Source organism: Bacillus sp. TE9106W, from assembly GCF_054062215.1.
The window spans coordinates 75999-97563 of sequence record NZ_JBSSFA010000006.1 but is presented as its reverse complement, the minus strand read 5'-3'; the positions used below and the strand labels follow the sequence as shown (position 1 = coordinate 97563).

The window sequence follows — 21565 nt, the reverse complement described above, 5'->3', positions numbered from 1 at the left end:
CTCAAACTTAATTCGACATGAAAATCTAAATTCCTTTTATAATAGAAAAAAAGCTTGGCAAGCGCCAAGCTTTCTCCTTATAATTCTTTACCTTCTACTGGTAGTACGTTTTTCACCGCTTCAATCACTTTCTCATCTTCAGTATCAGATAAGAAGATTGATATAGCCCCTTTATCGTCGCTCGTACGAATTAAACGTCCAATTCCTTGACGAAGACGTAAAATCATATACGGTACATCTACATCCCAGAATGGATCATTCACATGTTTACGCTTCGCTTCAAACACAGGATCGTTTGGAGGGAATGGTAATGACCAAATAATAACATGTGATAATGATGAACCAGGAATATCTAAACCTTCCCATAAATGAACAGCACAAAGTACAGTTTCTTCTTCATTTTGGAAACGAGAAACAAGCTGACTAATTTCTTGGTCCCCTTCATATAGGAATGGAACTGACATTTGTTCTTTACTTACATACTCTTTAAACGCTGCAAGTTCTTGCGTTGTACGGAATAATACAAGTGTACGTCCATTTGTTTTTTGTATATTTTCAAGTGTATATTGACACTTTCTTTCCCATTCGTTTTCTTTCGTATGAGATAGTAAGTTTACTGCCATTTGCTCCTCATAATCAAACGGTGAGGCAACTGAGAATGACAAGTAATCTTTTACCCCTAGGCTATTTGCTGTAAATGAGAATGAATCGTTGTTAGATAATGTAGCAGAAGAGAAAATATACGGGATTTTCTTCGAGAATACTTTCTCTTGTAATACTTCTTCAACTGCACGCGGCATAATTACTAACGTGAAGGCTCCATCACCTTCTTCACCCCATGTAATTACATTTTTCTCGTGCATAAACAGACGAAGTGAATGCTCTAATACATCTAAATGTTCATCAACGATATTTAAATCATACGTGTTTACTGTATGCATTTCACTTTCAAATACTAATGCATCACCGACTTCACCAATTTTCGCATAAAGTCGCTTCGCTTCAGCCGTTACTTTTTCTGTCACAGTAATTTCTAAACGATCAGAACCAGCAATTTCTTTTTTATTCTCTTGTAACACATCAAAGAATCGCTCTGTTTGCCAAATTGTTTCTTCTACTAAATGCGCAAACTCCTCGCGAATATCATTTTGTAATAATCTCGTTAACAGTTGCTCCATCATCGTTTGCTTTAAACGATATGTTAAAGCTTTTTGAGCTGCATATTCTACAAGATGTCCTTCATCGAATACAACACAACTGCTTTCTGGTAATAACGGAATTTGCCCTTCACGCTTACGAGCATCGTACGTCCAAATATGATCCATATAGAAATCTTGAGAACAAATAATTAAATCTGCCGCTTTACGATAATGTTCACGTGATAGAGTTTGCCCACAACGATGACGAGAATCACAAGTAAAGCAATCTTGGAAGTAATCCCAATTTACTTTTGACCATTCTTCGTCATTTAAAAGTGGAAATTCTTTTCGGTCACCATAGTGAGTAAAGTTTTGCATCGTACCGTGGTCAAATACAAACTGTGGTAATTCGTAGTATACATCTTCAATTACTTCTGGAGCTCGTCCACTCATAACATCTTCAAGTTTACGTAAGCATAAATAATTATCCATTGATTTCGCAAGTCTTACATCTACCGATAAGCCTAATGCCTCAGATAATTTAGCAATGTCCCCTTCTTCTTTTACAAGCTGCTCAATTAACGTTTCATCTGCACAAGCGATAATCGCTGGTTTCCCAGTATAACGCGCATAGCAAATTGCATATAGAAGATATACAATTGTTTTCCCGGTTCCTACACCCGCTTCTGCGAACATAACTTTCTTTTCTTGGAAAGCACGTTCTAATTGAAACGCCATAAAAATTTGTTCATCACGCTCTTCAAAGCCTTTTTCCGGAAGGATGTCGTAAAACACATCTCCAATCCACTCATTCAACTTATCATAAAAATTATCTTGTTTTCCTACTTCAAATGGTAATCTCTTCTCAGTAAACATCCTTAGCCTCCAACCAAAAAGTTTTTCTATAAAAGATATAGCAACTGCTACTCATATAGGTGCAGCCACTTTCCCCTGTTGCAATACATAGAAATACACGAAAAAAAATTTTCCTTTCGAAAAAGGAAAATTTTCTTCTATATTAATGACTTTAAATAACGTTTATCAATCGCCGTTTCATGTGAAAGAGCTGACAAATATTCTTCTTGCGCTTTTTGTATTTCATCTACAATCGCACCTTGGCTATCCAATTCTTTTCCGATCTCATCATACGTACGGTGAATAGCCTTTTGAATCATTGATAATTGGAAACTATCCATATTAGTTCCTCCTTTACGCATTACATAATAGCCAGTATATGCGCGCTGGAGTAGTTTTATACTATGAATTACGAGGTGGACGTTTTCCGAAGTATTGGTAGTAATCTGTACGAATAAATCCATTAAACAGTTTACGTTTCTTCGATGCATCTTTTCCGTAGCACTTCTCAAATGCTTCGTAACTTGTTAATACATACGCCGACCATGTATCTAATGGACGGAATACTTGTCCCATTTCTTTATACAATTGTTCAACAAGTGCTTTTTCACTTAAACGTTCTCCGTATGGAGGATTCGTTACAACATAGCCATAATCCTCTTTTGTTGTGAAATCTTTTACTTGCATTTGTTTAAATGTAATTAAATCACCTAAACCAACTTCTTCTGCGTTATCTTGAGCAACTCGAATCATACGATGATCAATATCTGATCCAATGATTTGCAATGGTTGATCATAGTTCGCTAAATCTTCAGCTTCTTGACGAGCTTCACGCCAGTTTTGTTTACCAACCCAGCCCCATTCATCCGATGCAAAGCCACGGTTAAATCCTGGTGCAATATTTTGTCCAATTAATGCTGCTTCAATCGGAATTGTACCTGATCCGCAGAAAGGATCCACGAAAGGACGATCTGGCTTCCAGTTTGTTAATTTAATTAAAGACGCAGCTAATGTTTCTTTTAAAGGAGCTTCTCCTTGATCCACGCGGTATCCACGTTTATGAAGTCCAACACCGCTCGCATCAATTGTTAATGTTGCAATATCCTTGAGCATTGCAATCTCAATACGGAATAACGGGCCATCTTCTTCAAACCAAGTTGTACGTTTATATGTTGTTTTTAATTTTTCAACAACAGCCTTCTTAACGATACGTTGGCAATCCGAAACACTGAATAACTCAGATTTTAAAGATTTACCAATAACAGGGAACTCACCGTTCTCTGGAATATAATCTCCCCAGTTTAATGCTTTCGTTTTCTCAAACAGCTCATCAAATGTTGTCGCTTTAAATTCGCCAACTTTAATTTTCACACGGTCCGCAGTACGTAACCATAAATTCGTGCGACAAATCGCCTTTTCATCTGCTTCAAATGTTACTTTGCTGTTTTCTACTTGGCATTCATAACCAAGGTCACGAACTTCTCGGGCAACTAAAGCTTCAATACCCATTGCCGCTGTTGCGATTAAAGTAACTTTTCCCATTTGCATTCACCTCTTATGTATATTCAAACAATAATTAATAGCCATTTATCCTATTAATCATTACATTTTACGAAGAATTTTCTCATTAACCATTTTAACTCATAATTTATAACTTCATACAAATAAAAAGCCCTCCTCTAACAAAGGAGAGCTGAGTTATTTCATAGTTGGTTCATAACGTTCTGTAAGCCATGTTCTGTTCCTTTGTACTGCAAACGGCCCACGCCTCGTACTCCGGTGGCAATCATCTATCTACAGGTTATACAACCTGTCCTTTCCCATCGTTCATTTCCTTGGAAAAGATTCCCCTACCATTATTTGGGTTTCTCGCTCGTGGGGTTTACCTCGTTCCACTCCTATCATTTCTTCAAGGACTTCGTCACTGTGGCACTTTAAAGGTAGTCAAACCATATCCGAAAGGACTTAGGTTTTTTCCCTGCCGTTAAACCAGCCTTACAGCCAGAATACCCTAGCTTATGAATTGGCTAGGCACGAACACTACAGCCATCTCAGGCCGTGCGAGCATGGACTTTCCTCTACAACGTTGGCGTTGCAGCGATTACCCAAACGTTATGACATCCATTAGTATAGTGGAAACAAAAAGATTTTGCAATGTTTTTTTCTATGTAAAATGCTTTAACCTTTTTATCACCAGAAATTATTCGTATAACTTACTTCCAAATACAGCTTTTTCTAAATTCGATAAACGTTTTAAAATGTCCGTATTCGTGTTGTTATATACTGGTTGTGCAACTGGTGTTTGTACAACTGGTTGTTGTGGAACTTGCGTTGCTACTAGCTTTTGCTCTTCTAGTTCACGCTTTAAACGAGCATTTTGTTGCTTTAATTGCTCAAATTCCTTGTGAAAAGCTTCGTAATCTTTAATGATCATATCAAGAAACTTGTCTACTTCTTCTTGTTGATAACCTCTCATACCTGTTTTAAATTCTTTTTCTAAAATATCTTTCGCCGTTAATTTAATTTTATCCGAAATCATTTTCTTCACCTCAAATTTTTGCCAAAACTTTCATTAACTAAATTTTTTCAGAAACAATGCTTTTTGTCAATCATATATACGAGTACTATATTACATATTACTCAGCATTATTCCACTGTTCCTCTTCTATTATATCTTGTAAATCGGAAAAAAGAATGAAATAACTGTGATAATTTTCTATTTCTCCTTTTTTCTTTGCCGCTTCTACAATATATTTAGGACTCCCTGGTTTTTCTTCATCATATACAGCTAAAAGTGCATCACTTTTTTCAATAAAAAATTGATTTTTTAATTTAAATTGCTCTGGGCTTTCGTACTTACGTTTCGTGATACTATCAACATGGTCTGCTTGAGAGAGAATAAATTCGTAATATTCACGGTTATCTTCCTTCCAACCTTCTTCTTGTTCTAAAAATGGAGTAAATACCGCTAATTTTAAATCTGGATATTCTACTTGTATTTCAAAAACAACTTCAGCAGCCCATAATTCTACACCTAACTGGCCACTTATTATAACCCACTCTAAACCATCTTCTACAAAAGCAGTTAATTTACGACGCAGCGCCTTTTTTATACATTCTACTCCTGGATGATCATTTTTAAATATTCCAAGTTCAAATGGCTTATAGCCTGTTACTGCAATAACTTTCATATCAACACTCCAATTACAAAAAAAGAACTAGCATTTCGCTAGTTCTAACATATCATTTACTTTTTAAATATTCCACCAACGTTTGGTCCAATATTCGGACCTACTGGTGATACATTATTTGGTAAAAACGGTGATACATTTGGTCCTGGTCCAAACGGTGATACATTCGGTCCTGGTCCGAATGGAGATATTTGATGACCGTGGTGGTGATGATGATGACCATGGCCACATGGTCCACATCCGCCGAATCCTGGGTCGATTGGGTCCACAACATTTACATTTGAATTTGTTTGCGGGAAGAAGTTTTGGTTTTTAATTTGTTGATGATGTACATGTGTTGTATGTGTCGGGAAAATGTGTGGCACCACCGTTGTTGAAAAAGAGTGTGTTACGCATTGTTTTGTCGGATGAACGACAGGAGCAGTTGTACAAATAGGTCCTACAGGCTTATGCCCTCCAAAACAAGGATGACAATGATGCATAGTTTTTCTCTCCTCTCTCATAAAAAAAATCTGATTACACTTTACAGTATGAGAAAAGAGGGTAAGCCGCTTGTTATATATACCCATTTATTCTAAGGAAATTTGTCTAGTCCTTGATTTTCTATCCAATGCTTTTTATAGACAAACCTTCGACATTACTTACCAAAAAATCCTCCCACTTGCTTTACAATACCTGTCACTTGATTCATCGCATTCATCATTTGTCCAGCTGTATTCATCATTTTATTTACATCATAGTTACCATCTGAATTTTTAAATTGGGAAACAAAACTAGAAAATTGACTTGGTTGCTGCTGTTGCTTTTGTTTATTTTGTGTCGGGTACGGTTGTTTTGGTGGATAAAACATCGCTTGTTGATTGCCATAGGGAGATGGTGGTGGCATATAGTATTGTGAATTCATATAAGGTTGCGGTTGTTGATTCATATACGGTTGCTGTGGTTGTTGCGGTTGATTCATAAACGACACTTCAAATGGCTGGTAATAATTTTGATTTCCATAATGAGGTTCGAAAGGATACATATTATAACGTAAATATGTATCCGTATTATATTGGTACATATTTTGCTGTGCATATGGATTAGATTGCTGATATACGTTAGATTGTTGAAACATGCATTCTCTCCTCCTTCACATAAGTTTCTACATATATAATATGTACTTATAAAATAATTTGTGTGACGGAGTATGTGTCTATTTTTGTCGGAAGTTTAAATTTTTAAAAAATTAAAAAAGAAAACCCTTCCATGCTATGATAATAAAGAAGAAGATTCTCATGGGGGAGGAATCAACATGGTATTAGGGGATTTAAAACAAGCGTTTTCTCAAAAAAAGGGGTATTACACAGAAAATGTAAATGAATTATTGGACTTTGCGAGACATTGGTATCTCGAAGGAAAAATATGCATTTCAGATTACCGAACAGTAATAAAAGAATTAGAAATAAACGGTGCAACAAAACCTACAACAATGACAGAAGCATAAAAAAACAAGAGGGTTTCCCCTCTTGTTACTTACATTGCTCAATTATATTTTGCAAAGTATACGAAATGGCTTGATGCGTTTCAAAGAATCGCTTACCTTTACCTTTATTTACAAAACATTGCAGCACATTTGTTTGTAAATTATCATACACTTGATCAATTTGCTGTACATGTATATACTTCGGTTTTTCTTCCTTAATCCATTCATAAGCCAATTCTTTCCACACTTTTAATTCCTCATCTACCATATCTACAAACGGTTTCATATCCTTATAAAAATCGTATTCAATCATTTCTCTTTTTTTCACATTTGCTTCATTATTATGTTGCATAAGTTTTTCCGAAGACTGTATTAATGCTTCATACTTCATTTTATTCCCACCTTATTATGCACTCACTACGACGTTTTGAAATGCCTTCACCCAATTCCCTTTTTCTTCGTGATGCACTAATTTATTTTCCATATGCTCAATGTGCATTTCTGTTATTTCTATCTTGTTGCATATTTTTTCACTCTTATCCTTTAATGCATGATTCGTTCTAATCCCTATATTCATTTCCAGCAAATCGAGAGAACTTAACATTTGATCCATTGTTTTCATTACATCTTCCTTCTGAACCATCGCCATATACAAAACGCCTCCTTCTTTGCTTTTCCTTTGTCATGTAATTTCGCCGAATGATTCTTCACTCCTGCCCACATGACAAAACTAGTTGTTATTCGTCAAAGAAATCATTTTGTATGTCATTTATAGAAATGGTAACAATACAAAAAGGAGGTGCATGAAAATGGCAAAGAACAAAAACGAAAAAAAGAAAAAACAAAACAAACAAAATAAACCCGAAACTGGAAATCCAAAATTAGATGGTCCAAACTTCCCTGCTACATAAAGTGAAACTTTAATCATTGGGGGTGACCCCCCCGATGATTATTAGTTGAACCAATCGGGCATTTACGGGCAGTTGATCCCCCACCTAAATTCTTGGATTTCGCTGAATTTTCAGACGTGGGGTCTTACTGCCCGTTAATGCGGGGTAAAGTGAAACTTCCTTAATCTCTTGTATGCATTACATTTTGAGATTAAATGTTTAGCACGCATAGCAGGATTACTTCACATTAAGAAGTCCCGTCTTCATAAATGAAGACGGGACTTCTTTTTTATTATATCACGAACTCATCCATCCTCTTAACAAAACGATTTATGATAGAAGCAAAATAAATTTGCTCCCTCTTTCTTTTATACCATTCTGTTATATCAACTTCACCCTTATACCCTTCTCGTAAAAATAGTTCATTTATTTCCATATCTCTACAAAACCAATCTCTCATACTTATTTCCTTATGTGCAACAGCAGGATAAACTTCTCTAAGAGTTGGCGTACAAGATTTTCTAGCTTCTCTTATGTACTGTTCATAATCTGCCCTTGACCCTGTGTGAACAGTTTGCAATGCAAACCTATGGAATAAACTTTTATAATTCGGATGAAATAGTAACGCTGCTAATTTCTTCCCTAGTTCTACACGCTTTTGCAACGTTTCAAATTGATAAACTGAAAAACCATACATCTTCCCTTCAACGGTTGGAAAAATAACAGCACTAACATGAAGCATTTCTTGCAATTTAAAAAGTGCTGTATGAAATACATGTTTTTTAAAATATGTATTCTCAATAATTGGTTTTTGAATTTTATTTTGTTCATTTATAATAAGCGCTGTCATAAGCCTATTTATATCTTTTTTCTCCCAAAAATATATCCATTCTTTTTCCATAAAAATTGACACATTAAAATATTGTAACAAATGGAATAATGGCACCTGCCTCCTCTTACTTTCTTCATATAACAACAGCTGAGGAAATGCATCTAAAAAAATAATCCAATTCGCTTCTTCATAAGTCAAAAACAAATGTTTTTTTACTGTTTGAGGTAAAACAGTGGCATAATACCTCCCTTTTAAATCAGTCATATTCCACCCCGCATTTCTCGAGACCATACTCGCTAAAAAAGCCCACCTAATTTCACTATTTCTTACATAATAGTCTTGATAAGACTGCGTTCGAGAAATGTTATCCATATTAGCTATTTCTATTTCCTTCTTAATGTTGTAAACCGTTGTTTTTTCTTCTTCTGTACAGACCGCACGTTTACGATATTGTTTAATTTTTTCATAATCATTCCATGTAAACATGAATAAGTCATCACACCTTTCTTCAAAAAGGTCACATCTTTTTTCATTTTTTGTTATAATCACCTTTGTAAGTAATTCTTAGCAAGTTGGGAGTGGACACACTATGACCATTCGTTACCCAAATGGAAAACGGTACAATCAAGCTTCACAACCTCATAAAACACCAATTAAAAAACATACCTATAGTAACAGAGGTATGTCCCTTGAAGAGGAATTGAATGAAACAAATGAATATTACTTAACCCATAATATTGCATGTGTACATAAAAAACCTACACCTCTTCAAATTGTAAAAGTAGATTACCCCGCTCGAAGTACTGCAGTGGTAAAAGAGGCGTATTTTAAACAACCTTCTACAACAGATTACAACGGTGTATATAAAGGGAAATACATCGATTTTGAAGCGAAAGAAACAAAAAATAAAACCAGCTTTCCACTTCAAAACTTCCACCTTCATCAAATTGAACATATGAAGCAAGTAATTGCTCATAATGGAATTGCATTTGTTATTATTAAATTTACACTTTTTGATGAACTTTATTTATTAGATGCAAAACATATTATTACATTTTGGAATCGTCAAAATACTGGTGGACGAAAATCGATTACGAAAGAAGAAATAGTAGAGCATGGATCTTTATTATCATGCGGTTATCACCCTCGGATTGATTATATCCGTGTACTAGACACGGTTTATTTTTCGTGATAGAGTCATCACTAAGGCTCTTTTTTCGACTTTTGGGGAGAGAATGAAAGGTAGGAGAAAGTATAATGTCAGATAATTATCGTTCTCGTACAGAACGAAATCATGTAAAAAATCAAAAGCAAGAAACAAATAAAGAAAAAAAACCAAAGAAAAAAGGCTCCTTTTTTAAAAAATTCCTTATAGGTTGTCTACTTCTTGGTATCGTTGGTCTTGTAGCTGGCGTTTCCGCTTTCTTTGTTATGGTGAAGGACGCTCCAAAATTAGACAAATCAAAACTTGTCAATCCTTTATCAACAAAGTTTCTTGATAAAGACGGGAACTTTTTCTATGAATACGGTGCTGAAAAACGAACCCACGTTACGTATGATCAAATTCCAAAAGTAGTTGAAAATGCATTCCTTGCAACTGAGGACTCACGTTTCTACGATCATAATGGAATTGATTTTAAACGAACTACAAAAGCAGTTATGGAAAATGTCACTGGAGGTTTCGGATCTCAAGGTGGTAGTACGATTACACAACAAGTAGTCAAAAACTATTTTCTAACGATGGACAAAACTGCAAAGAGAAAAGTACAAGAATGGTACTTATCTTATAAATTAGAGCAACAATACTCTAAACATGAGATTTTAGAAATGTACTTAAATAAGATTAATTTAGGTAACCGTTCATATGGTATTGCGACAGCAGCGCAAAAATATTATGGTAAAGATTTAAAAGACTTGCAATTACATGAAGCTGCTATGCTCGCTGGTTTACCCCAAGGTCCAAACATTTACGATCCAACGAAAAAGGAAAATGTTGAACGAGCAACAAATCGTCGTAATGTCGTATTGTCATTAATGAATCGACATGGTTATATAACAAAAGAAGAAATGAATAACGCAGTTAAGATCCCAGTAACAGAGGGTCTTCAACCGTCTTCAGAAATAACTGAGATGAAGTATCAAGCATTTCTAGATGCGGTTGTAAAAGAAGTTGAAAAAGAATATCCTGATGTAAATATTGGTTCAGATGGTTTAACGATTCATACAACACTTGATCAAGATGCTCAAGATTATGCTGAAAAAATTATGGATGGCAATCTTATTAAGTATCCAAACGATCAATTCCAAGGATCATTCGTATTTATGGATACACAATCTGGTGAAGTTCGAGCAATTGGAGCTGGGCGTAAAGGAAGTAAGTCTACTTTCAAAGGTCATAATATGGCCACCGATTTAAAACGCCAAGTCGGTTCAACAATGAAACCAATTTTTGACTACGGACCAGCAATTGAAAATTTACAATGGTCTACATACCATCAATTAAATGACTCAGAGTATACGTATTCCAATGGTAAAAAGATACGAAATGCAACAAATAGTTACAAAGGTGACGTTTCACTACGTGAAGCTTTGAAAAAGTCATTAAACATCCCAGCTTTAAAAACAGCCCAAGCGGTTGGTCTTCCTAAGTCACAAGCGTTTGCTGAAGGTTTAGGTATGACATTTAAAGATGGCAAAACATTTGAATCAACAGCAATTGGTAGTAACGATAGTTCACCATTACAATTAGCGGGTGCATATGCAGCCTTTGGTAATGGTGGGAACTACAATAAACCGCACTTCGTAAAAGAAGTTACCTTCCCAGATGGGAAAAAGAAAAGTTTTAAACCGAAAGAACAACGTGCGATGCAAGACTACACAGCTTACATGGTGACTGACGTTCTTCGTGATGTCGTAAAACCTGGTTCTGGCGGTACTGGTCCAACAGCATACGTTTCAGGTGTTGATGTTGCCGGTAAAACAGGAACACAAAACTTTGATGCAGACGTTATAAAAGAATATGGTATTCCAGCCGATGCAAACAGAGATAGCTGGTTCGCTGGATATACACCGCAATATACAATGGCAGTATGGACTGGGTACGAAAAAAATGGCCCAGAAAACTACATTAGTGATCGTTATACTAGAATTGCACAGCAAATGTTCCAAGTAATGATGAGTAAATTCGCTACAGATAAAACTCGTTTCGAACGCCCTTCTTCTGTACAAGAAATAAACGGAGAGTTATATGTAAAAGGTGCGAAGAAAGATGCAATTAAACAAATTAAAGTAGATGCACCTAGTGGTCTTAATGTCACTTTCGATGGCGCTAGCACAGTTACACTAAACTGGTCTGGACCAACAGAAGTTGATGCGTATGCAGCAAGCTATAAAGCGACTGACGGTTCAAGTGGTAGTTTATCAGTAAAAGGTACAACAGCTACTCTTGGTGGTATTAAACCAGGCGTTACTTACAGCTTCTCTGTAGTAGCGAAAAAAGGTACTGGAACAAGCCCTGCAGTTGGAGCATCCTTCACTGCGCCTGGCGGAACTCCAGACGCGAAGAAAGCCGAGGAAGAAGCTAAGAAGAAGGCTGAAGAAGAAGCTAAGAAAAAAGCTGATGAGGAAGCTCAGAAAAAGGCCAATGAAGATAAACTAAAACAAGAAGAAGCTACTAAAAAAGCTGAAGAAGAAGCTAAGAAACAACAAGAACAACAACGTAAACAGCAAGAAGAAGCTCAAAAGAAAGCTGAAGAGGAAGCTAGAAAAAAAGCTGAAGAAGAAGCTAAGAAACAGCAAGAAGAGGCTCAAAAGAAAGCTGAAGAGGAAGCTAGAAAAAAAGCTGAAGAAGAAGCTAAAAAACAACAAGAGCAACAGCAGCAAGAACAACAACAAAATACCGGAGGAGATACACCTCACGCAGACGGAAATTTTGTTACAACAGAGTCTTAATACAAAAAAAGAAGTCCTTTCTCTTAACGAGAACAGGACTTCTTTTTTGTTATCATTTTCTTTACATATAGCTTTTCTATTTCAATATACAACTGTGCTAACTGAATATAAGAATGATAATTATTCGGTTTCTTTATAATGAACGAATATCGCTCTATAAAATTAACTGGTTGCACTTCCAATTCACTCGTAAAATCTTCTATTTTATTCAAACTATGAACAGGTTGCTCATTTAGCCAATATACAATTGATAATAAATGTGCTGCAAAAAGAATCATCGGACCTTCAGCTTCTTGTTTCTTTCTGTTTCGAAATAAAGTAGCAATGTCCTCATGCTTATTTTTCCATACATTCAATAGTACCGGAATACTGTTTTCAATTTCATTCCATGGCTCATATTGTTTTTCAATATCATATATAAAATAAGTCTTTTGTATTGTTTCTTCGAAAGACTGTTCTGCATAATACACAATCGAATTTACACTTTCTTTAAAAAATGGTAAGCACCGAAATTCTCTCGGTATTTCTATAACTCGCTCCATCCTTTATTTCCCCTTCATTCGCTTCTTTCCTTCTCGGCATACTTCTAGTAACGGGCACTCTTCGCATTGTGGTCGCTGTGCCTTGCAGTGATAACGTCCAAAGAAAATCATACGGTGATGTGTAACGCTCCATTCATCCATCGGAATTTTCTTCATTAATGTCTTTTCTACTTCTAACACTGAATCTTTCCATCTACAAATCGCTAACCGTTTACTCACTCTCTCTACATGCGTATCAACAGCAATTGCCGGAATACCAAACGCTACCGAAACAACTACGTTTGCTGTTTTCCGACCTACACCTGGTAACTTCGTAAGCTCATCTCGATCTTTCGGCACTTCCCCATTGTAATCATCTAATAACATTCTGCACAATTTTTGAATATTTTTTGCTTTATTTCTATACAATCCAATAGAACGTATATCTTGTTGTAATTCTTCTAGAGAAACACTTAAATAATCTTCTGGTGTTTTATATTTTTGAAATAAATTTTTCGTCACTTTATTTACAAGTGCATCTGTACATTGCGCAGATAATGCTACCGCGATTACTAGTTCAAATGGATTATCATGAATTAATTCACAATGTGCTTCTGGGTACATATCCGCCATTGTATCTAAACAATAGCGAATTTGCGTTTTATTTAACATATACTTCCTCCTACACTACTGCTCCAACCAATTATAAAAAGGCACTTTTCCAGTAAATTTCGTCTCTTGTTTTGTCGTTTGCTGCGTTCGTTGTTGATTTGCTCTAAATTTCCGTCCTTGGTTTTGAGCTTGATCTACTGTTTTAATACCATTCTTTTTCCACTCAAATAAAATACGATCAATATATCGGAAATTAAGCTTACCACTCATTACAGCTTCCCTGAGGGCCGCTTGAATTAAATTCGGATGATGTTGATCTTGATCTTCCCACATTCCCAACGTTTCACATTCAAATGGAGAAAGTGGTCTTCCAAATTCTTTTTCAAATACTGTATATAAATTTACTTGCAATTGCTTTATTTCTTTTTGTTCTTCCTCTATTGATTCATTCATTAAGAAATGCAATATTTTTTCCCATAGCGGTTGTAAAGAATAACTTTCACACATCATCGCTTCTGATTTTTGTCCACCTTCTAGTGATAAAAAACCTTTTTGAATCAATGTCTGAATGACTTCCATACATTTCATTTCAGTAATCGTCATCCGTTCTGAAATCTCTGACGGAGTCGGAAACGAATTGCCCGATTCTAAAAATGTATGTACATGAAGTACAACCATAAATTCCGTTTCATTTAACCCTAATTTTTTATAATGCATCATAAGTAATTTTGGAATTGCAATGCTTCCCTGTTCAAACCACTGTAACATCATTTTCTTTTTCATCACCAAACACCTCGCTCTCTAGTATAACACACCTTTCGTCATTTCTTTTTGCCACAATTCGTCAAAAAAACCTCCCTATTATGTAGGAAGGTTTTTTGTATTGCATTAATAAAATATAGAATTAAGCTTGCACTTTACTTTTCATAAACGTATGAATGCGTTCTAATGCTTTCTCTACTTGTTCAAGAGATGTCGCATATGATAAACGAACGTTATTTGGTGCACCAAATCCTGTACCTGGTACAAGAGCCACTTTTTCCTCTTCTAATAAAGCTTTTGCCCATTCATCAACCGTTTCGTATCCTGATAACGCTACAGCTTCTTTTACATTCGGGAATAAATAAAATGCACCTTGTGGTTTAATGCAAGTAAAGCCAGGGATTTGAATTAATTTATCATAAATAATGTTTAATCTTTCTTCAAATGCTTGACGCATTGTTTCAACAGGTTCTTGTGAGCCTGCATATGCCGCGATTGCGCCGTATTGAGCGATTGAAGTAGGGTTTGACGTACTATGACTCGCTAAGTTCGTCATCGCTTTAATAAGCTGCTTATTTCCTGCTGCATATCCAATACGCCATCCTGTCATAGAATGAGATTTAGATACACCATTAATAATAAGTGTTTGTTCTTTTAATGCATTAGAAAGCTGGGCAATTGAAGTATATTCTGCTCCACCATAAATTAATTTTTCATAAATTTCATCTGAAACGATTAAGATATCATGTTCTAAACATACTTCTCCAAGCTGTTGTAATTCTTCTTTGCTGTAAATCATTCCTGTTGGATTGCTCGGTGAATTAATAATAACTGCTTTCGTTTTCTCTGTAATTGCCTCACGCAGCTGCTCTGCTGTAATTTTGTACTCATTGCCTTCCAGACCTTCTACATAAACTGGCTTACCTCCAGCGAGTTTTACTTGCTCAGGATAACTTACCCAGTAAGGCGTTGGGATGATAACTTCATCTCCTTCATCAAGTAACACCTGGAATAATGTATATAATGCATGCTTTGCACCGTTACATACAATAATTTCGGACGGATCATACGCAATTCCTTGATCGCGAGTAAACTTCTTCACAATCTCTTGTTTTAACGCTTGTAATCCACCTGTTGGTGTATACTTCGTATGTCCTTCTAACATCGCTTTATGTGCAGCATCCATAATATGTTCTGGCGTATTAAAGTCAGGCTCTCCTGCTCCTAATCCAATTACATCATGACCTTCTACTTTTAATGCTTGTGCCTTTGCTGTAATTTCTAAAGTTGCAGATGGTGTTAAAGCAGCTACTCGCTTTGCTAATTTCATTTGTAGTTCCCCCTACATCTATTTTTCAATGCTATATCGTTTTAAAAACTGACCATCTTGAAATGCAAGATTGTAGTAACTATAACGATTGTCATCATCAATATATGTAACTTCCCATAGTGGTATATTATTTTCAACGCCTAATTTTACTTTTAAAATTTCTTTAGGCTTACTTTTGGGCTCTTTACTTTCATCTCCGACTTGTTCAATCGTTCTTTGTAAAGCATCTTTTTCAGAAATACCTTCGCTCTTTTTCCTTACTATTGTTTCCCCTTTTTTCTCAGGCACCCAAACGATAAGTTGTTCTCCATTTTCATCGGTACCTTGCACGACTGTATATGAAGATTCTCCGTTATAATAATCCACAGATTTTACTTTTGTAAGCTTTGCTTTTTCTTTTGCAATTTCTACAGATTTTGCCTCTTTAGGAAGTTTCTTTTCCATTGCTTTATTATAAACATACGCCCCATATATTCCGCTAGCAACGATTACGATAATGATTGTAAAGATCCACTTTTTCATTTTATCACTACGTTCTGTAAATCGTAAATACAGCTGTTTCTTTATCTTTTTCGTCTAATGCTAATCCGAACATGAGGTCCTGCTCTTTTAACGTACGATTCAAGCTATCAACAATTTTATACAAGTCAGACGAATATTTAATACGCGTCGTTGATAGGACTTCGATTTTCTTATCCATGAAAAAACTCCTCCGTTACACAAAAATTTCTAATTATAGAAGAACGCAATGCGGTTACAATAAGAGTACATTCTTTACAACCCCTGCTTCATCACCCATCTATTATAGCAGGACATGTACAGCAAAAAAAGGTTTCAAGTCGAAAACCAAGACATTTTGTATACAAGAAGTAAGAAAAATAAAATTCCTCCTACCCACATTTTTTACGCCTGAAGATTAAATGTACTTCAGGCGTATTTTTCTTCCAATTTTATTCAGTTGGCCGTTCCTTTACTTGTTCTAACAATTCTTCTAAAGGACCTTCATAGAGCGGGACAGTTGGAATTGATTGTAAAAAATATTTTCCATAAGAAGAGCTTGTCAAACGACGGTCTAATACAAATACTGTTCCGGTATCTGTACTTGTTCTAATGAGACGACCAAATCCTTGTTTGAAACGCAGTATTGCTTGTGGAAGTGCTAACTTAGCAAATACGTCCTCTCCTTGATTTTTTAACCACTCTCCTTTTGCTTCTATCATCGGTTGGTAAGGAGGCGTAAAGGGAAGCCGGACAATAACAAGACAACTAAGTGCATCTCCAGGTATATCGATTCCTTCCCAAAAACTACTTGTTCCTAACAAAATTGATTTGTCGAACTCTTGAAACTTACGAATAAGACGACTTCGGCTCTTATTATTCACACTTTGCGTTAATAATAAATACCCTTCTAACTCCTCGTCATTTTTCAAATTCGTATACGCTTCTTTCAACATTTCATACGAGGTGAATAAAACGAGCATTCTACCTTTTGTAGCTTTCGCTATTTTTGCAATATGTGCTGACACAGATTCAATATATTCTTCATTACTTGCTTTCTTAATAAAAGGCACATCCGTTGAAACCATTAATTTCATCTGTTCTTCAAAACGGAATGGTGACGGAACCTGTAATGTATTAGGAGCAAAATCATGTAAACCTAGCTCCTCTTTTATATAGGCAAATGAATCGTTTACTGTCAGCGTTGCTGATGTGAAAATAACACTCTTTTTCTCTGTTAAAAATTCATCAGCAAACCTTTCAGCAATATGAACAGGTTGCCCATATAAAACAGTTGAATGAATGGTTCCCTTCGTTTCAGTCTCCATCCATGTCACATATGAATTTTTTTCTAAAATGAGTAATTGTAAAGCTTGTGCCATCTTTTTCAACAACTCAATTAAATGCATAAATTCACCAGTAACAACATGCATTTCCCATTCTATTTTACTTTGCAATATATCAACTTGCTTCTCAAGTGTAGTCAATAATTTTCTTATATCATATACAAAACGATTTGTTAACTCGGTAATGCTATCCCATAACTTACCTTTCTCTACTTCTGTGTTATATCGATAAATGAGTGGCATATTGCTTATCCCTTGTTCCTGCTTTGTTTGTTTAAAGATGAACGCACGTAACATTTGGAATAGCTCATCCGCATCAAATTTCAATTCCTTCAAACTATGACTCACCATCCGGAAAGTCGAACGAGAGGCTTGTTCTGATTTTTTCATCATTTTATATACTTTAGAAAGTACATCATCTGTTTCTAGCGTACCAAGACGAGATAAGACTAACTGGAAATACATACAGGAGAACTGTTCACCTAATGTTCTACTTGCCGCTTCCTCAATATGATGAGCTTCATCAAAAATAATATGTTCACATGAAGCAAACAATGGTTCTTCACTTGAAAAATCTTGAAATAATAACGCATGATTTGTAATAACGATATCTGCAAATAACGCTTTATTCTTTGCCCGTTGATAAAAACAACGACTAAACCAGTTGCTTTGCATCCCGCCCGGACTATGTACATCACTACAAATACGGTTCCAAAGTAACTTTCCGCCCTCAGGGATATTTAATTCATCCCGATCGCCAGTTTCCGTTTGCAATAACCATACTAAAATTTTTGCCTTTGTGAGCGCCATATCATAATTTTTCTCTTCCTCTTGCAAAGCATATTCAAATTTATGTAGGCAAAGATAATGCTTTCTTCCTTTCAAAAGAGCTACTTCAAATGAAAATGGCATTATTTTCTGTAATAATGGAATTTCTTTTTCTAGTATTTGTTGTTGCAGTTGTACGGTTTGGGTACTTATGATGACAGGTTCTTCTTTTTTCTTTGCAAAATAAATACTTGGAAGCAAATACGCAAGAGTCTTCCCTGTACCTGTTCCTGCTTCGATTAAGGAAAACCTAGAATCTCTTAGCGCTGTATATATTTCCTTCATCATAATTTGTTGGCTTTCTCTTTTTTCAAACTTTGGCATATTCAATGCAAGTTTATCGATTGTCTTATGCAAAAAAGCATCAAATTTAGAGGAACATGTTTCACTGAGATTTAAAGAATAATTTCGTTTTCGAAGCGCAATATTTCGATACACTTCATATCCCTCTGCCGCTTTTTTACCATGCATCATTTTCTTTAAAATATTTTCAGAAAGTACATCCGCAATATCACTTTGAAAAACATCACTTAATTCATAAAGCGATTGTAAGGTGACAAGTGGTAATTTCTCAATTTCATTTAAAAATTGTAAAAATAATTCCGCTGTTGCAAGAGCATCACTATCCGCACGATGCGGTTGATCGTGCTCTAGTTCGTGTTGTTTAGCTAAATCACGTAATTTATAACTATCAGCTGTTGGCAAAAGAATTTGCGCCAACTCAACTGTATCAACTTTTGGACAATGTATTTCTGTATATCCAGCCTGCCTTAATTCTTCCGTTAAAAAATTCCAATCAAAGTGAACGTTATGGGCAACGAAAGCTGCACCTTGTAATAGCTCAACAACCATCGGGGCTACATCTTCAAATAACGGGGCTTGCTTAACCATACTCTCATCAATCCCTGTTAACTCTGTAATAAATGGCGGAATCTCTCTCTTCGGATTAATAAAAGATGAAAAAATCTCTAATATCTCTCCATCTTCCACTACAACAGCTGCAATTTGGGTAATTTTATCTTTCCCATCCTTCCAGGAGTTCCCTGTCGTCTCTAAATCTACAACGACATAACGCTTACTCATATATGTAACACCTCAATTTCTTACCTATCAAACAGAAAATTATATAATGTTACTATACCACGTTTTATCTCATCTTAATGAAAAGATGCACAAAAAAGCTATCTCCATAATAGAGATAGCCACCTTACTTATAATATCGTGCCCGCTTTTTCAGCACCTAACATTTCAATGATTTGATTATCATCATCTAATACTGCAATTTTCGGCTCTTGTTTATGAATATTTTCTTCTGCCACTAGACCGTAGCAAATAATAATAACTTTATCTCCTGGCTGTACAAGCCTTGCAGCTGCACCATTTAAACAAACAACACCGCTACCTCGTTCGCCTTTAATAACATATGTCTCTAAGCGAGCACCATTATTATTATTTACAATTTGAACTTTTTCGTTTTCTACAATATTTACTGCATCCATTAAATCTTCATCAATTGTAATACTACCTACATAATTTAAATTTGCTTCTGTTACTGTTGCGCGATGTAACTTCGCTCTCATCATTGTGCGAAACATAGATGCTCCCCCTTATTTAACTGTTAATGTTATATTGTCAATTAATCGTACATTTTCAAATTTAACTGCAATTGCTAAAATGATTCGCCCTTCAATTTGATCCACTACTTGTAGTGAAGGGTAGGCATATAAATCCGCATAATCTACAGTGCCTTTCGTATACGTCTCAATATATTCTTTTACAAGAGTTGTAATAATTTCTGCATTACGTTCTCCTGCCTCAATTCTTTCTTTTGCCATACATAGACTGCGGTATAAATGAGGAGCCTCTTTACGCTCTTCTTGTGATAAATACACGTTACGAGAACTTTTCGCTAATCCATCTTCTTCCCTTACAATATCCACCGGTACGATTGTAACCGGAATATTAAAATCAGCGACAAATCCTTCAATGACAGCAACTTGCTGTGCATCTTTCATACCGAAATACACGCGTGTTGGCAATGTAATATTAAATAGTTTCATGAGTACAGTCGCAACACCAGCGAAATGACCTGGTCTTTGTTTACCGCATAATACATCGGTACGCTTCACAACTTCTACCGTTGTCGTTTGTTCTACTGGATACATTTCTTCTACGCTCGGATAAAATAAATAATCTACACCGTTTTCTTTTGCTACATTCTCATCTCTATCAATATCACGAGGGTATCGATCTAAATCTTCATTCGGCCCAAACTGTAGCGGATTTACAAACACGCTTAAAACTACAATTCCATTTTCTTCTCTTGCCTTACGTAATAAAGTCGCATGCCCTTCATGTAAATAACCCATCGTTGGAACAAAACCAATACTTTTTCCACTTGCATGCAGTTCGTTTGTAATTTGCTGCATCTCTTGTACTGTCGTTACGATTTTCATGATTGTTTTCCTCCGTATAACGCTAAGCATTCTTCCTCTTTCATTGTGAACGAATGTTTTTCTTCAGGAAATTGCCTTGTCTTTACTTCAGCAACATATTGAGAAATCCCGCGTACAATTTCTTCTTGAACAGACGTATATTGCTTCACAAATTTCGGAACACGATTTACCCCATATGAGATAAGATCATGATAAACAAGCACTTGCCCATCTACTTTTTGTCCTGCGCCAATCCCGATTGTTGGAATTGTTAATTGCTCTGAAATAAGTTCTGCTAACTGCATTGGCACACACTCTAACACGAGTGCAATTGCACCAGCTTCCTCACATTTCTTCGCATCTTCTATTAATTTTTTTGCACTTTCAGCGTCTTTTCCTTGTACTTTATATCCACCTAGCACTCCTACAGATTGAGGAGTTAAACCTAAGTGCGCCACGACAGGAATTCCCGCATTCGTCAAATAGTGAATAGTCGATATCACTTCTCCCGCACCTTCTACCTTCAGTGCATGGGCACCACTCTCTTGAACGATGCGGCGTGCATTCACCATCGTATCTTGCAGTGACACATGATACGACATAAATGGCATATCAGTTACAATAAACGTCTCTTTCGCTCCGCGGCGTACAGCTTTTGTATGATGAATCATATCCTCTACTGTTACTGGTACTGTTGAATCATAGCCGAGCACAACCATCCCGAGAGAATCTCCAACTAGAATCATATCAACTTCAGCTTCTTCTGCTAATTTAGCAGAAGGATAATCATACGCCGTTAGCATTGTAATCGGCTCACCTTGCTCTTTCATTTTCAAAAAATCTGTTTTTGTTTTCAAAAACTACTCCTCCTTTATACAGGAGAGAGGAGATGGCCGAAATCATATAAAAA

At 35.9% G+C, this 21565-nt stretch carries 24 protein-coding genes and 1 other RNA gene; 4 read left to right on the top strand and 21 right to left on the bottom strand.

Annotated features, from left to right (window positions below; translation table 11 throughout):
• Positions 1-77: 77 nt before the first annotated feature.
• The 8 genes from ACVWY7_RS13515 to ACVWY7_RS13480 all read right to left on the bottom strand — a co-directional run bounded on the left by ACVWY7_RS13515 (position 78) and on the right by ACVWY7_RS13480 (position 6302).
• Positions 78-2015, bottom strand: a complete 1938-nt coding sequence (locus ACVWY7_RS13515; protein WP_000493711.1) for an ATP-dependent DNA helicase — start codon at positions 2013-2015, stop codon at positions 78-80.
• A gap of 137 nt (positions 2016-2152) precedes the next feature.
• On the bottom strand, positions 2153-2335 hold the full coding sequence (locus ACVWY7_RS13510; RefSeq protein ID WP_000376886.1) for a DUF3921 domain-containing protein: 183 nt from the start codon (positions 2333-2335) through the stop codon (positions 2153-2155).
• 61 nt (positions 2336-2396) lie between these two features.
• On the bottom strand, positions 2397-3536 hold the full coding sequence (locus ACVWY7_RS13505) for a THUMP domain-containing class I SAM-dependent RNA methyltransferase (protein WP_000521234.1): 1140 nt from the start codon (positions 3534-3536) through the stop codon (positions 2397-2399).
• Between the two features lie 180 nt (positions 3537-3716).
• Positions 3717-4107, bottom strand: an RNA gene (gene rnpB, locus ACVWY7_RS13500) — RNase P RNA component class B.
• 87 nt (positions 4108-4194) lie between these two features.
• Positions 4195-4533, bottom strand: coding sequence for a cell division regulator GpsB (gene gpsB / locus ACVWY7_RS13495; protein WP_000622433.1), 339 nt, complete (start codon positions 4531-4533; stop codon positions 4195-4197).
• A gap of 97 nt (positions 4534-4630) precedes the next feature.
• Positions 4631-5185 (bottom strand): DUF1273 domain-containing protein, encoded by a 555-nt coding sequence (locus ACVWY7_RS13490; RefSeq protein ID WP_000862921.1) that lies wholly within the window; start codon positions 5183-5185, stop codon positions 4631-4633.
• Positions 5186-5241: 56 nt separating this feature from the next.
• Entirely contained in the window at positions 5242-5667 is a 426-nt protein-coding gene (locus tag ACVWY7_RS13485; protein WP_000546288.1) for a CotD family spore coat protein, read from the bottom strand.
• A 155-nt stretch (positions 5668-5822) separates the two neighbouring features.
• Positions 5823-6302, bottom strand: a complete 480-nt coding sequence (locus tag ACVWY7_RS13480) for a YppG family protein (protein ID WP_000487704.1) — start codon at positions 6300-6302, stop codon at positions 5823-5825.
• 177 nt (positions 6303-6479) lie between these two features.
• Here ACVWY7_RS13480 and ACVWY7_RS13475 point away from each other — a divergent pair, with 177 nt between their 5' ends.
• Positions 6480-6671, top strand: a complete 192-nt coding sequence (locus ACVWY7_RS13475; protein ID WP_000242663.1) for a YppF family protein — start codon at positions 6480-6482, stop codon at positions 6669-6671.
• Between the two features lie 25 nt (positions 6672-6696).
• Here ACVWY7_RS13475 and ACVWY7_RS13470 read toward each other — a convergent pair whose 3' ends face one another.
• Positions 6697-7041, bottom strand: coding sequence for a YppE family protein (locus ACVWY7_RS13470; RefSeq protein WP_000872959.1), 345 nt, complete (start codon positions 7039-7041; stop codon positions 6697-6699).
• Between the two features lie 15 nt (positions 7042-7056).
• Positions 7057-7299 (bottom strand): hypothetical protein, encoded by a 243-nt coding sequence (locus tag ACVWY7_RS13465; protein WP_001252043.1) that lies wholly within the window; start codon positions 7297-7299, stop codon positions 7057-7059.
• An 85-nt stretch (positions 7300-7384) separates the two neighbouring features.
• Between ACVWY7_RS13465 and ACVWY7_RS13460 the strand changes: the two genes are divergently transcribed.
• Positions 7385-7561: a hypothetical protein gene (locus ACVWY7_RS13460; protein ID WP_001982922.1), complete on the top strand. Its 177-nt coding sequence runs from the start codon at positions 7385-7387 to the stop codon at positions 7559-7561.
• Positions 7562-7832: 271 nt separating this feature from the next.
• On the opposite strand, the gene ACVWY7_RS13455 is transcribed toward ACVWY7_RS13460, so the two are convergent.
• Entirely contained in the window at positions 7833-8858 is a 1026-nt protein-coding gene (locus tag ACVWY7_RS13455; RefSeq protein ID WP_000495641.1) for a DUF2515 domain-containing protein, read from the bottom strand.
• 103 nt (positions 8859-8961) lie between these two features.
• On the opposite strand from ACVWY7_RS13455, the gene recU reads away from it, so the two are divergent.
• Positions 8962-9564 (top strand): Holliday junction resolvase RecU, encoded by a 603-nt coding sequence (recU, locus tag ACVWY7_RS13450; RefSeq protein ID WP_456523834.1) that lies wholly within the window; start codon positions 8962-8964, stop codon positions 9562-9564.
• A gap of 65 nt (positions 9565-9629) precedes the next feature.
• Positions 9630-12323 (top strand): PBP1A family penicillin-binding protein, encoded by a 2694-nt coding sequence (locus tag ACVWY7_RS13445; RefSeq protein WP_001283115.1) that lies wholly within the window; start codon positions 9630-9632, stop codon positions 12321-12323.
• Between the two features lie 23 nt (positions 12324-12346).
• Here ACVWY7_RS13445 and ACVWY7_RS13440 read toward each other — a convergent pair whose 3' ends face one another.
• The 10 genes from ACVWY7_RS13440 to panB form a co-directional block, all read right to left on the bottom strand.
• Positions 12347-12865 (bottom strand): YpoC family protein, encoded by a 519-nt coding sequence (locus ACVWY7_RS13440; protein ID WP_000442691.1) that lies wholly within the window; start codon positions 12863-12865, stop codon positions 12347-12349.
• Between the two features lie 3 nt (positions 12866-12868).
• Positions 12869-13516 (bottom strand): endonuclease III, encoded by a 648-nt coding sequence (gene nth / locus ACVWY7_RS13435; protein ID WP_000933025.1) that lies wholly within the window; start codon positions 13514-13516, stop codon positions 12869-12871.
• Between the two features lie 15 nt (positions 13517-13531).
• Complete coding sequence (gene dnaD, locus ACVWY7_RS13430) at positions 13532-14239, bottom strand: DNA replication protein DnaD (RefSeq protein ID WP_000728549.1); 708 nt, start codon at positions 14237-14239, stop codon at positions 13532-13534.
• Positions 14240-14360: 121 nt separating this feature from the next.
• Complete coding sequence (gene aspB, locus ACVWY7_RS13425; RefSeq protein WP_000761558.1) at positions 14361-15548, bottom strand: aspartate transaminase AspB; 1188 nt, start codon at positions 15546-15548, stop codon at positions 14361-14363.
• An 18-nt stretch (positions 15549-15566) separates the two neighbouring features.
• On the bottom strand, positions 15567-16070 hold the full coding sequence (locus ACVWY7_RS13420; protein WP_000758754.1) for a cell wall elongation regulator TseB-like domain-containing protein: 504 nt from the start codon (positions 16068-16070) through the stop codon (positions 15567-15569).
• Positions 16071-16077: 7 nt separating this feature from the next.
• Complete coding sequence (locus tag ACVWY7_RS13415) at positions 16078-16248, bottom strand: YpmA family protein (protein WP_000358352.1); 171 nt, start codon at positions 16246-16248, stop codon at positions 16078-16080.
• Between the two features lie 250 nt (positions 16249-16498).
• Positions 16499-19303: an ATP-dependent DNA helicase DinG gene (gene dinG, locus ACVWY7_RS13410; protein ID WP_000044925.1), complete on the bottom strand. Its 2805-nt coding sequence runs from the start codon at positions 19301-19303 to the stop codon at positions 16499-16501.
• A 128-nt stretch (positions 19304-19431) separates the two neighbouring features.
• Entirely contained in the window at positions 19432-19815 is a 384-nt protein-coding gene (gene panD, locus ACVWY7_RS13405) for an aspartate 1-decarboxylase (RefSeq protein ID WP_000490176.1), read from the bottom strand.
• 12 nt (positions 19816-19827) lie between these two features.
• Positions 19828-20676 carry a pantoate--beta-alanine ligase gene (gene panC, locus ACVWY7_RS13400; RefSeq protein ID WP_000707009.1) on the bottom strand — a complete coding sequence of 283 codons (849 nt, stop codon included), beginning with the start codon at positions 20674-20676 and terminating at the stop codon, positions 19828-19830.
• Positions 20673-21512: a 3-methyl-2-oxobutanoate hydroxymethyltransferase gene (gene panB, locus ACVWY7_RS13395; protein ID WP_000851103.1), complete on the bottom strand. Its 840-nt coding sequence runs from the start codon at positions 21510-21512 to the stop codon at positions 20673-20675. The genes panC and panB overlap by 4 nt, the downstream gene beginning before the upstream one ends.
• Positions 21513-21565: the final 53 nt, after the last annotated feature.

Bases quoted from the DNA above. Each gene is read 5' to 3' on its own strand.
- ACVWY7_RS13515 (WP_000493711.1), bottom strand. From the start codon at position 2,015: ATGTTTACTGAGAAGAGATTACCATTTGAAGTAGGAAAACAAGATAAT.
- ACVWY7_RS13510 (WP_000376886.1), bottom strand. From the start codon at position 2,335: ATGGATAGTTTCCAATTATCAATGATTCAAAAGGCTATTCACCGTACG.
- ACVWY7_RS13505 (WP_000521234.1), bottom strand. From the start codon at position 3,536: ATGGGAAAAGTTACTTTAATCGCAACAGCGGCAATGGGTATTGAAGCT.
- gpsB (WP_000622433.1), bottom strand. From the start codon at position 4,533: ATGATTTCGGATAAAATTAAATTAACGGCGAAAGATATTTTAGAAAAA.
- ACVWY7_RS13490 (WP_000862921.1), bottom strand. From the start codon at position 5,185: ATGAAAGTTATTGCAGTAACAGGCTATAAGCCATTTGAACTTGGAATA.
- ACVWY7_RS13485 (WP_000546288.1), bottom strand. From the start codon at position 5,667: ATGCATCATTGTCATCCTTGTTTTGGAGGGCATAAGCCTGTAGGACCT.
- ACVWY7_RS13480 (WP_000487704.1), bottom strand. From the start codon at position 6,302: ATGTTTCAACAATCTAACGTATATCAGCAATCTAATCCATATGCACAG.
- ACVWY7_RS13475 (WP_000242663.1), top strand. From the start codon at position 6,480: ATGGTATTAGGGGATTTAAAACAAGCGTTTTCTCAAAAAAAGGGGTAT.
- ACVWY7_RS13470 (WP_000872959.1), bottom strand. From the start codon at position 7,041: ATGAAGTATGAAGCATTAATACAGTCTTCGGAAAAACTTATGCAACAT.
- ACVWY7_RS13465 (WP_001252043.1), bottom strand. From the start codon at position 7,299: ATGGCGATGGTTCAGAAGGAAGATGTAATGAAAACAATGGATCAAATG.
- ACVWY7_RS13455 (WP_000495641.1), bottom strand. From the start codon at position 8,858: ATGTTTACATGGAATGATTATGAAAAAATTAAACAATATCGTAAACGT.
- recU (WP_456523834.1), top strand. From the start codon at position 8,962: ATGACCATTCGTTACCCAAATGGAAAACGGTACAATCAAGCTTCACAA.
- ACVWY7_RS13445 (WP_001283115.1), top strand. From the start codon at position 9,630: ATGTCAGATAATTATCGTTCTCGTACAGAACGAAATCATGTAAAAAAT.
- ACVWY7_RS13440 (WP_000442691.1), bottom strand. From the start codon at position 12,865: ATGGAGCGAGTTATAGAAATACCGAGAGAATTTCGGTGCTTACCATTT.
- nth (WP_000933025.1), bottom strand. From the start codon at position 13,516: ATGTTAAATAAAACGCAAATTCGCTATTGTTTAGATACAATGGCGGAT.
- dnaD (WP_000728549.1), bottom strand. From the start codon at position 14,239: ATGAAAAAGAAAATGATGTTACAGTGGTTTGAACAGGGAAGCATTGCA.
- aspB (WP_000761558.1), bottom strand. From the start codon at position 15,548: ATGAAATTAGCAAAGCGAGTAGCTGCTTTAACACCATCTGCAACTTTA.
- ACVWY7_RS13420 (WP_000758754.1), bottom strand. From the start codon at position 16,070: ATGAAAAAGTGGATCTTTACAATCATTATCGTAATCGTTGCTAGCGGA.
- ACVWY7_RS13415 (WP_000358352.1), bottom strand. From the start codon at position 16,248: ATGGATAAGAAAATCGAAGTCCTATCAACGACGCGTATTAAATATTCG.
- dinG (WP_000044925.1), bottom strand. From the start codon at position 19,303: ATGAGTAAGCGTTATGTCGTTGTAGATTTAGAGACGACAGGGAACTCC.
- panD (WP_000490176.1), bottom strand. From the start codon at position 19,815: ATGTTTCGCACAATGATGAGAGCGAAGTTACATCGCGCAACAGTAACA.
- panC (WP_000707009.1), bottom strand. From the start codon at position 20,676: ATGAAAATCGTAACGACAGTACAAGAGATGCAGCAAATTACAAACGAA.